Genomic DNA, 11494 nt, shown 5'->3' on the forward strand with positions numbered 1-11494 from the left:
TCTCCCCTCGTTATTAGTTACGTAATGGCTTTCCTTTTACAAGCATGTGCTGCATTCTTGCTTGTGATTTCATCTCACTTACTAAGCTAATAAATGCTTCACGTTCTACATCTAATAAATACTGCTCATCAACTTCTGTTCCGTACGGCACTTTTCCGCCCGCAATGACATATGCAAGTTTCTTCGCAATGTGAAGATCATGTTCAGAAATGTAACCAGATAAATGCATTGCTTCTGCACCAAGTACAAGAGTTGCATATCCTGTTTCGCCAACAACTGGTATCTTTTTACGAATCGGTGCTTTATAGCCAGCTTCATATAAAGCAAGTGCTTTCTGTTTCGCATCATATAGTAAGTGATCACCATTCACACTAATACCGTCTTTATCACCTAAGAAGTTGTTCGATACAGCTTCTTGTGCTGATGTAGAAACTTTCGCCATCGCTACAGATTCGAACACTTTATTCGCAACTTTTTGCAGATCAAACTCTACACCGTTTGGCATTTTATTTAAGTGTTTAATGTATAGCTCTTTATTACCGCCTCCGCCAGGGATTAAGCCAACACCAACTTCTACTAAGCCCATATACGTTTCACTAGAAGCTTGAATGCTAGCAGCCGGTAAGCAAACTTCTGTACCTCCACCAAGCGTCATACCATATGGTGCTGCTACAACTGGCTTAGAAGAGTACTTAATTTTCGTCATTGCATCTTGGAAGTTTTTCACAACCAACTCAATTTCAAAGTAATTGTCGTCTTGTGCTTCCATTAAGATCATTGCTAGATTCGCACCAACGCAGAAGTTCTTCGATTGGTTACCGATAACAAGACCTTTATAATTCTTTTCTACTTCATCAACAGCGTAGTTAATCATTTGCGTAATATCCATACCGATTGCATTGCTCTTCGAATGGAATTCTAAGCAAAGGATGCCGTCACCTAAATCAATTAAGCTCGCGCCGCTATTTTTCTTTAATACGCCATTTTTCTCTTTTAATTGTTTAAGAGAAATTGCTTTTTTATTACGCTCGATTAGCTTATATTCACCATTATCGTAATAGTAGCTATCGCCGTTATCATGTTTATAGAAAGCAGTAAAACCTTTCTCTACCATTTCTTTTACCCAAGCTGGTACATTTACGCCGTTTTCTTCCATCTTTTGAATCGATTTTTCAACGCCGATTGCATCCCAAATTTCAAATGGTCCTTGCTCCCAACCGAAGCCCCATTTCATCGCTTGATCGATTGCCACGATATCGTCAGCAATTTCTTTATGAAGCTTTGCAGAGTATAAAAGAGTTGGTGTAATGATATTCCATAACAACTCACCTGCGCGGTCTTTCGCGTATACAAGCGCTTTCAATTTATTCGCTAATCCTTTTTCTTGCTTGCTTAACTCTACGGATGCAGCTTTTAATTTTTTGCGCGCTTCGTATTCCATCGTTTCAGGATTTAATTCTAAAATTTCTTTTCCTTGTTTTAAGAAGAAGCCTTGACCAGTTTTACTTCCAAGCCATTTTTTATCAAGCATGTCATGCATGAAAGCTGGTACTTTAAATACATCTCGCTCTTCTTCTTGTACATTTTCATATACGTTATTTGCAACATGTACAAATGTATCTAAACCGACAACATCTAATGTGCGGAACGTTGCGCTCTTCGGACGGCCAATTAATGGACCCGTTACAGAATCAACTTCTCCAATGCTATAGCCGCGCTTAATCATTTCTTGAAGCGTTACAAGCAAGCCGTACGTACCAATGCGGTTTCCAATAAAGTTTGGTGTATCTTTTGCGATAACAACGCCTTTTCCAAGAACGTCTTCGCCAAATAATTTCATGAAGCTTAATACTTGTGGATCAGTTTCTTTCGTCGGTATTACCTCTAGAAGTTTTAAATATCGTGGTGGGTTAAAAAAGTGTGTTCCTAAGAAGTGTTTCTGGAAGTCGTCTGAACGACCTTCTGCCATTTTTTCAACGGAAATGCCTGACGTATTTGAGCTAACAATAGAACCTGGTTTACGAACAGCATCTACTCTTTCAAATAATTTCTTTTTAATATCTAAGTTTTCAACTACTACTTCAATAATCCAATCTACATCAGCAAGACGCTCAAGATCATCTTCTAAGTTACCTGCTTCAATCAGTGCTAAATTTCCTTTCACTGTCAGAGGAGCTGGTTTTTGCTTCAATAGTTTTTGCAGTGCCGTATTACTAAAACGATTTCTCACACTTTTATGTTCTAATGTAAGTCCCTTCGCTTCTTCTTCTTTCGTAAGCGCAGGTGGTACAATATCAAGCAATAATGTCGGAATACCAATATTAGCTAAGTGTGCCGCAATTCCTGAACCCATTACACCTGAACCTAGAACAGCAGCCTTTTTAATTTGGAACATCCAATTCTCCCCCTATTCTTGAATGAATGCTCATTCAATTTTTCGACATAAGTCGCAATCAATGAGTGAGCCTCTACTAATAAATATATGATACTGTTTAAATTTTCGCAATATATTTATTGATAAAATTTTCTGAAATAAATATTTTTCTTTTATTTGCCCATGCTATATATGTGTATTTTCTTCACTAAAATGCACTTTTCCTTTTTACAATCTGACGAAACTGGAGGAATATATATGGCAAAACTTAAGAAGAACCCCTCAAAAGCTGGAATTAGTGCAGCGAGTGTAACCGGAAATGCAGGTCCGCATAACCACGGTGTGGAAAAAGGACGTCAAGGTAATAACCAACAATATAAGAAGCATAATATGGGCGAAAAATAACGCTATATTTTTGGGCAGAGAACGTGGCATAATGATTAATGGCTGCTTTTTCTGCCCAATTTATTTGTACATATGGAAAACAAAAGAGGGAACGATGATGAAACGAACAATAGTTATGATTGTAATGATTGCTACACTATTTACAGGGATGATTTTCTTCTCTTATGCACAAAGACAACAAACTGTAAGAGCTGATCAGCCTAGTATTAAGGGGCAATACGGAATTACAATCGATGCAGACACAGGTGAAATTTTGTATGGAAAACGCGAAGATGAACGCTCTTATCCGGCTAGTATAGCCAAAATGATGACAACCCTTCTCTTACTAGAGAATGTAAAAGAAGATGAAGAAATTACAGTTACAGAAAACGCAATAAAAACAGAAAGTCAAAGTAAAAAAATTAAGCTGCGTGCTGGGGAAAAATTAAAACGCGATGAGGCATTAAAACTTATGCTTATCATTAGTGCAGACCCAATCTCTGAGTCAATTGCAGAACATATCGCGGGATCAAAAAATGAGTTTGTGAAAATGATGAATGCTAGAGCGAAGGAACTTGGTACAAAACATGCAACTTTCAAAAACGCAAGTGGTGCTGATGCACTTGGAAATAAAGTATCACCATATGACATTGCCATTATTACGAAAGAAGCATTAAAATACCCAATTGTTTTACAATATATGAATTCAGTACATACAACTCTATATACTTCCGAACGCTCTCCAAAAATCGCAAACTATGGACGAGAAGAACTATATGACGATCCATATGCGATTGGAAGTAAAAGCGGTCTATCGGCACTCGGAAAATATACGGTCGTAACTGTTGATGAGAAAGACGGTAAACGCGTCATTAACGTCGTATTATCTTCTACTCGCGCGCAACTATATCCTGATACGAAGAAAATGGCACATTACGCATTTAAGCAATTAAAATAACCAAGGAGTATTTTCTCCTTGGTTATTTTTTAACCATACCTTTTAATACGAACGCAACGTTCGCTGGACGCTCTGCTAGACGGCGCATGAAATAGCCATACCAGTCGTTTCCATAAGGTACATAAACACGCATCTTGTAGCCTTCTTTTACAAGCTCGAGTTGACGCTCATTACGAATACCATATAACATTTGGAATTCAAATTGATCCCTTGGAATATTGTGTTCTTCGGCAAGTTTTTTCGTATATTCAATAATTGCTTCGTCATGTGAAGCAATTGCAGTATAATTTCCATTTAATAAGTGCATTTTAATAATTTTTTTATAATTGTCATCTACATCTTTCTTGTCCGGGAACGCTACTTCTTCAGGTTCCTTATAAGCCCCTTTTACAAGACGTAAATTAGGATTATAAGCATTTAAATCTTCCATATCTTTTTCTGTACGATACAGGTAAGCTTGAATAACAGTACCAATATTATCGTATTCAGATTTTAATTGTTTAAAGATATCAATTGTCTTCCCGCAACGCGTATAATCTTCCATATCAATTGTAACAAACACACCGTTTTCTTTTGCAGCTTCTAAAATACGGCGCATATTGTTCATTACGATTTCATCTGAGATATCTAATCCCATAGAAGTCATTTTTAAAGAAAGCTGTGAATCAAGTCCCTCTTTTCCAATTGCACGAATCGCTTCAATCGATTGGTTAGCCATTTCATTTGCTTCCGCCTCATTATCAACGAATTCACCTAAATAATCGATTGTTACACAAAGGCCTTGCTTGTTCAATTGTTTAATAGCTGCTGTCGCTAATTCGATTGTCTCCCCTGCGACAAAACGACCTGCTCCAAAGCGTAAACCGTACTTTTTAGCTAACTTTGTTAGCGCTTTATTTTTTGACAAGAAAAGAAACGAATTTCGCATCAATTGTTCCATGTAATTCACCCCTATGACTGTACTTTATCTGTTTTTTACCCCTCTTCAAAATTATATCATTCTTTAAAATTATTTGATACAAATAATTATTTAGATAATTTATAAAATACTATAAAAACATTTAAAACCTCATATTCTCGCTTGTAAATATAAAAGGAATATTTTTCGACATTTAGAAAAAACGGGTTTACTAGGCCTCAAATAGACATGTTGAAAATATTCGACACACCTATAAAACCCTTTATATTCCATCCAAATTATATGAGGATATTAATAAAGTGAAACTTTAATTAGAGCCCCCTCTGATTATTAACCCTCATCAATAGGACTTTTACGAGATAAAAAAAGCTTAAGGTGAAATTCACCTCAAGCTCTCTTATTTTTCATTTCGCTTCTCTTCATTTATCTTTTTTATATCTGAAATTAACTGTACCATTTCTTCTTTCGCATCGGGATACGTCTCGTTCCAATGCTTCACTAAAGCTGGCATCGTCTTTGCAATGTAAGAATAAAGTGCCCACTTCTGCACCTGTTCTTTTCTTTCTTCATTGCTCTCTCCCAGTAATAGTTCCGTGTACTTCTCTAGCAACCCATCAAATTGCTCATTAAACTTTTCACTCACCTTATTTACCTCCTATATGAAAAAAGCAGCGATGATCGCTGCTTTTTCTTATAATTTTGATCGAACAGAGTTTAATTTCTTCTCCATTGTGCTTACTTTATCACGGCGATCATCGATACGAATTGTTGTTGCAACGCGTTGTGCACCTTTCGTATAGGGAACTTCATGCATTTGTTGAATTACTTCTAGAATGACAGGAAGATCTCCTTCAATAACTGTATTCATCGGTGTTAATTGATACTTCACGCGATCTGCATTTTTCTCTAGCACCTTTTGTACTTCTGCTACATATTCACTAACACTTGGATTACCTGTTCCTACTGGAATAATCGAAACGTCAACAATTGCCATAGTAGTTTTCCTCCTATAATTGCTTCTTATATATCCATTGTCTATTTTACCGAAATCTTCATCATTTTACTAATATGTTACTCTTCCACTTTAAACTGCTCGACTAATCTTTCTAAATCTCTCATATGCTCTGTCAAGCTTTCCATCGTATGAGCTACCTTTTCTAAATGATTCACTTGCGATTCAGTTGCAGCATTTACCTCTTCAGATACAGCTGCACTTTCTTGACTCGTACTAGCAATTGTATGCATTACCTCTGTAATTTCACCTTGCTCGTGACCTATATTGTTTACTTCTTCTACAATTTTTTCAACTGAGATACTAATCGTATTTATAACCGACATAATTGTACGGAATTCCGCCTCTGCCTCTGTCGTCACTTTATTTTGTATATCAGCAATATCTTTCAATTTACTTACGACCTCTACAACTCGTTTTACTTCTAATTGGACATCGCCAATCATTGTTGCGATTTCTCCTGTTGCCTCTTTTGATTGTTCCGCTAACTTTCGAACTTCTTCAGCCACCACTGCAAATCCCTTACCCTGCTCACCTGCACGTGCTGCTTCAATCGAAGCGTTTAAAGCAAGTAAGTTCGTTTGATCCGAAATACCTTTTATAAGCTCTACAACATTTTGAATCGATCCGACTTTTTGCTCTAACTTACCAGATGCTTCCTCTGTATGAACAACAATCGAAGATGACTCTCCTCTCGTACGAACTAAATTCTGCATCGTATTTAACCCTTGCTTAGATGCCTTTTCCGCTTTACCAGCCACTCCTTCTATTTCACCAACGGAGCTATTCATTTCTTCCACTGACTGCGCCATGTTCTCAAGCTGAGCTGAAACTTCATCTACACTATTGGCAAGAGTAGAAGCTCCCCCGCTCACATCATCCATTGCACCTGACACTTCTCTACTAGCGGCCACCGTTTCATTCGTTAAATAATGGAGATTATTCGTTGATTGCTGCACTGTTGATACACTATTTTTAATTTTACTTACCATTTCATTCATTTGCCCAACCATATGATTAAAATGGTTCGTCAGCTCTCCAACCTCATCTTTACTTGTCACTTTCATTTGCAGTGTTAAATCTCCTCCTGCTACTTTTTGAACGTGATTCGTTAATAATTGCAGTGGCCTTGCTAATCTTCTTGAGAATAAATAGGAAGCTACTATTCCAACTAATAAACTAATACATGCCATTATAATGACTGTATTTCTCATACTACTTAACAATCCATCAATTGTTTGTTTCGGATAAAAAATTCCTATCTTCCATTTCATCGCATCAAATAACTGACTATAAACAACTACATCTTCACCTTTTAATGTAGTTTCAGCATATTTTGTAACATCTTTATTCAAACTCTTCAGCAATGGCTCTTTAGAAATATCTTTCCCTATCTTTTCTGGGTAAACAAGAGCTATATTTTTATCATTTATAATAAACATTTCTCCATCATTATTGTATTGAATATTATGAAGTAACTTCTGAATTGTTCCGAGCGATACATCCATCGCAACAACGCCTAATACAGAACCATCTTCAGACGTAATAGCTTTAGAAACCCCTACGCTTAACTTTCCTGTCGCGATTTCATATGAAGGTTGTCCCCAATGAACCTTTTTCACATCAGCCTCTGAATCTTTATACCACGGTCTTGTCGTTGGATCATATCCTTCCGGCACTTTTCCACCTTCAGCAAGATTGGCACTTAATGTTTTTTTATCTTTCGTACCAACATATAAATCTAAAATACCAGGATGGTTCTTTTTATACCCCGCAAACTCTTTCGTTAAAAATGCTTCCTCTTCTGGAGTAACTCCATCTTGAATCATATTACGAATCATCTCACTGTTCGCATAATACCCCATATCTTCATCAGTTCTTTGAACAAATGTCGTAAGTTGCTCTGTCACAAGATCCATCGTATTTTGGGAATACTGGTCTAAGGAACTTACTTCTTTCTCTTTCTGTAATTGATACATAGCTGCACCCAATACTACGAACATCATAGAAATAAGCACTGAAAATACTACCGCAATTTTTAAACGTAAACTTCTTAACATCTTTCCCCTAGCATCCCCTTCGCATTAAATTAAAATCTTATTAATCACTATATTAAGTATAATAGATAAAATTAAAAAATTGAAATTAATTCTCACCTTAATACAATTAGAAAACGGACTACCACTTGTGCAAAAACAAATAGTTCATTATCCTTAAAATATAATCTCATTCGTTCGGAGGGAACTATGTTACAAAAATTCGGTTTCTCACAATATGAAAGCCAAGCTTATGAAGTTGTCGTATCAAGCAATGAACCGTTAGATGCTACAACAATTGTGAAGCACTCTGGTGTTCCAAAAGCAAAAATATATGAAGTGCTAGCACGCCTGATAGATAAAGGAATGGTAATGGATTCTGTTTCAGAAAAGAAAAAGTTGTATACAGCATTACCACTAAAACTAGCAATTGAAAAATTAACGACAGAATTCCAATCAAATATTAAAGACTTAGAAACGAATATATCAAAAAAATCATTTACGGATGACCGTGTGTGGAGCTTAAAGATGCAATCTTCTATTCGAGTTCAAAGTAAAGAGCTCATTGAAAGTGCAAAAAAATCGATTCGTATTTCAGCTTGGAATGACACTCTTTCAGAATACCTTCCTTTACTAGAACAAAAAGCAAAACAAGGCGTCCAAATTGAGTCCCTTATAGTTGGAAAAGTAGAAACAGATTTAGAAAACATGCATTTTCTAATCCCAGCTGAAGAACCTAATGCATTAGAGCGCTACTTACTACTCATCGTTGACGACCGTGAAATTTTATTTGCTGGTGTAGAACAAGAGTCATGGCAAGCAATGAAAACAATGTCACAACCTTTCGTGAAGTTCTTTACAGAATTCTTCTATCATGACGTTGCACTTGCGAAAATTACCCAGAAACACCATGATCTCTTTATGGAAGATGAGGAAATTAAGAGTTTGTTGATGAAATTAAGATACTAATTAAATAATAAAAAGGAGTCTAGTTTTTCACTTAGACTCCTTTTCATTTTGTTCCTTTATATCCATCAACAGCTCAATGATTTTCTCATTTTGCTCCACTTGTTTCTCTGAATTTTGATAGATGAAACGAACCCATCTAAAGAGAAAAATTACAAGAAAGAATGGTATGATCGTAAATAAAAAACCAATGATTGAAAAACTTGAATACATATACTATCACCTCGCTATATATACCTTCTTCATTTTTCTACTAACCCCTTCCATTTTTTACAAATAAAAAAAGAACCTATCAAACGATAGATTCTTCTTTCACAAACTGAGTAGAACGTCCTCTCGTAATGGAGAAAATCGCACAAAGCAGTGCCAATATAATAAAACCTCCGCCTACCCAAGCGTTATATATAACAGATGATTTTTCAATAACAACTCCGCCTACTGTTGAACCGAGCGCAATTCCTAAGTGAAGGGCAGAGTTATTTAAACTTTGCTGAATACCAGCTGATTCTGGTGCAATTTCAATTAAATAGTTTTGTTGTGCTGGTGAAATAGCCCAGCTCAGCATACTCCAAAGTCCCATCATAATAATGAAGAGCGGGAATGAAAATGTCATCATTGGCAACATAAAGATTGCACATGCAAATACGATAATGATGGAAATAATACTTTTCTTCGATCCCCATTTATCAGCAAGCAAGCCCCCAAGGCCGCCTCCAAGTACCGCTGCGATTCCGAAAACGAAGTAAAACACACTAATCCAGTTCGCTTCCACATGCATCACATCTTTTAAAAATGGTGTTAAGTATGCATACAGTGTTAAATGACCTGTTAAAAATAAAAATGATGTTAACTGTGCACTCACAATTTTTTTATCTTTCAACGTAGCAATTTGCTCTCTTATTGATAACACCGATGTCGGCGGTACTTTCGTTAAGAATAATGAAATACAAGCGATTGCCATAACTGTTAATATCGAAATGAATACAAATGGTGCACGCCATCCATATGCATTGCCGAGCACAAGACCAAGTGGTACCCCAAGTACGAGAGAGCCACTAATCCCCATGAAAATGATTCCAATTGCACGCGCACGAAAATGCGGTTCTACTACACTAGAAGCAAGTGTTACCGATAGTGCAATAATTAATGAACCACTCGCCGCACAAATAACCCTTGAGAACATCAGCATTTCGTAATTTACACTAAATGCTGAAATAATATTTCCGATTAAGAAAATTGATAATGCCCCAATGTATAATGTTTTTCTTTCAAACTTTCCTGTTACCGCTAATAAAACCGGACCTGATAAAGCAAATACTACCGAAAATATTGTTATAAGCTGACCAGCTGCACTAATAGAAACTCCTAAATCATTGGCAACTAAATCGAGCGTTCCTCCTATAATTAGCTCAACCGTTCCGACTACGAAAGCCGCAATAGCTAAAATATATACACGAAAATTCAAGTCTTTCCCCACACTTTCTATTTTGGTTACTACGATTATAGTAACCAAAATAGAAAGTGGAAGCAAGTACAATTTTTTTACAATAAAAAAGGTAGGCGCATTATACACCTACCCTTCCATCATTCAGTTTCTTTCTTCCTATTTAAATACCAATACACCGGAAGTCCAGTAAATACAATTCCAATTGACAAGAAACAACTTACCGGATCGTTAATAATTGCACTACCGATTACAAAGAACGAACCTAAAATCGCTACGATTGGTACGATTGGGAATAAAGGTACACTATATGCACGCTCTTTATTCTTATTACGTTTTCTTAAAATGAAGACACCAATAAACGTCATTACATAGAAAATATAAATAATGAATACGGAAATCTCAGATAGCTTATTTGGATCACTAATAATCATTAAAATAATTCCTAAAATGATTTCAACAGTAATCGCATTTGCTGGTGTTTTAAATCTTGGACTTTCCTTTGCAATAAACTTAGCAAATGGAAGTTGTCCACGTTCTGCCATCGACATCGGGATACGTGGGAACGTTAAAATCTTTCCATTTAAACAACCGAAAATAGAAACGATAATACCGATACTAATAATTTTTCCGCCATATTCTCCAAGTAGCATGCCTGCAGCTGTCGCTGTTGCATTTTCTCCAAGGTCTACAATTTGTGTTGCTGGTAATACATTCAGTAACGCCAAGTTAATTAATACGTAAGCAGCAGTTACAATTAAAATACCAACTGTCATTGCCTTCGGTAATAACTTTGTTGGATTCTTCATTTCTCCGCCTATGGAAGCGAGTAAAATCCAACCGTCATAAGCAAATAAAGTTGCTAAAATTGCCATACCTATACTTTGATTTTCTGATATCGGCACTACTACGTTAAAAATATCACTATTTCCTTTCCAAAAGCCTAATACAACAATTAAAATGATCGGAATCATCTTCCCTATTGTCGTAACCGTTTGGACGATACCTCCATATTTTGTCCCCATACTATTTACAACGCCTAGGAACACAACGGTACCAATTGCGATTGGTAAATTCCATACTTTATCTAAATAGAAAAAATTGATCATTAAAGAACTAAAATACAACCCTAACGTTCCAATAATAGCTGGGCCATACACAATCGTTTGCATCCAGCCTGATAAATACCCCCAAAAACTTCCGTAAATCTCCTCTAAATACGTATACAACCCACCATTTTTCGGGATTTGCGCTCCAATTTCAGCTACTGTTAAACCACTTGCTAGTGTCAACAGACCACCAATTACCCAAGCAAGAATAGCCATATTAGAACTCCCTGAGTAATCTAATACGCTCCCTGGTTTCATAAACACACCAGATCCAATGATAGTCCCTACTACG

The 11494-nt window shown here is 36.4% G+C and carries 11 protein-coding genes; 3 read left to right on the forward strand and 8 right to left on the reverse strand.

Annotation, left to right across the window (positions count from 1 at the left end):
- Nucleotides 1–13: 13 nt before the first annotated feature.
- Nucleotides 14–2395: a 3-hydroxyacyl-CoA dehydrogenase/enoyl-CoA hydratase family protein gene (locus JDS92_RS21885; protein ID WP_000486349.1), complete on the reverse strand. Its 2382-nt coding sequence runs from the start codon at nucleotides 2393–2395 to the stop codon at nucleotides 14–16.
- 237 nt (nucleotides 2396–2632) lie between these two features.
- On the opposite strand from JDS92_RS21885, the gene JDS92_RS21890 reads away from it, so the two are divergent.
- Both JDS92_RS21890 and JDS92_RS21895 read left to right on the forward strand, forming a co-directional pair.
- Complete coding sequence (locus JDS92_RS21890; RefSeq protein WP_001096344.1) at nucleotides 2633–2779, forward strand: YuzL family protein; 147 nt, start codon at nucleotides 2633–2635, stop codon at nucleotides 2777–2779.
- A 97-nt stretch (nucleotides 2780–2876) separates the two neighbouring features.
- Complete coding sequence (locus tag JDS92_RS21895; RefSeq protein WP_070173904.1) at nucleotides 2877–3716, forward strand: D-alanyl-D-alanine carboxypeptidase family protein; 840 nt, start codon at nucleotides 2877–2879, stop codon at nucleotides 3714–3716.
- Between the two features lie 22 nt (nucleotides 3717–3738).
- Here the strand turns inward: JDS92_RS21895 and JDS92_RS21900 are convergent, their stop codons facing one another.
- From JDS92_RS21900 to JDS92_RS31720, 4 genes are all read right to left on the reverse strand, one after another.
- Entirely contained in the window at nucleotides 3739–4656 is a 918-nt protein-coding gene (locus tag JDS92_RS21900; RefSeq protein WP_000436768.1) for a proline dehydrogenase family protein, read from the reverse strand.
- A gap of 376 nt (nucleotides 4657–5032) precedes the next feature.
- On the reverse strand, nucleotides 5033–5278 hold the full coding sequence (locus JDS92_RS21905; protein WP_001290590.1) for a YusU family protein: 246 nt from the start codon (nucleotides 5276–5278) through the stop codon (nucleotides 5033–5035).
- Between the two features lie 48 nt (nucleotides 5279–5326).
- Entirely contained in the window at nucleotides 5327–5629 is a 303-nt protein-coding gene (locus JDS92_RS21910; RefSeq protein WP_001018862.1) for an MTH1187 family thiamine-binding protein, read from the reverse strand.
- Nucleotides 5630–5706: 77 nt separating this feature from the next.
- Nucleotides 5707–7707, reverse strand: a complete 2001-nt coding sequence (locus JDS92_RS31720) for a methyl-accepting chemotaxis protein (protein WP_098911479.1) — start codon at nucleotides 7705–7707, stop codon at nucleotides 5707–5709.
- A gap of 186 nt (nucleotides 7708–7893) precedes the next feature.
- Here JDS92_RS31720 and JDS92_RS21920 point away from each other — a divergent pair, with 186 nt between their 5' ends.
- Nucleotides 7894–8652 carry a TrmB family transcriptional regulator gene (locus JDS92_RS21920; protein ID WP_000939471.1) on the forward strand — a complete coding sequence of 253 codons (759 nt, stop codon included), beginning with the start codon at nucleotides 7894–7896 and terminating at the stop codon, nucleotides 8650–8652.
- A 27-nt stretch (nucleotides 8653–8679) separates the two neighbouring features.
- On the opposite strand, the gene JDS92_RS21925 is transcribed toward JDS92_RS21920, so the two are convergent.
- The 3 genes from JDS92_RS21925 to JDS92_RS21935 all read right to left on the reverse strand — a co-directional run.
- Complete coding sequence (locus tag JDS92_RS21925) at nucleotides 8680–8862, reverse strand: hypothetical protein (protein ID WP_000287384.1); 183 nt, start codon at nucleotides 8860–8862, stop codon at nucleotides 8680–8682.
- 79 nt (nucleotides 8863–8941) lie between these two features.
- A complete protein-coding gene (locus tag JDS92_RS21930; RefSeq protein ID WP_142345860.1) occupies nucleotides 8942–10126 on the reverse strand; it encodes an MFS transporter in 1185 nt (394 codons plus the stop codon).
- A 107-nt stretch (nucleotides 10127–10233) separates the two neighbouring features.
- Nucleotides 10234–11494, reverse strand: a 1261-nt coding sequence (locus tag JDS92_RS21935; RefSeq protein WP_199632499.1) for an APC family permease, incomplete at its 5' end; no start/stop codon positions are given.

It is taken from the genome of Bacillus cereus group sp. N12 (assembly GCF_016483575.1).
In the GTDB taxonomy this organism is placed as follows: Bacteria; Bacillota; Bacilli; order Bacillales; family Bacillaceae_G; genus Bacillus_A; species Bacillus_A toyonensis.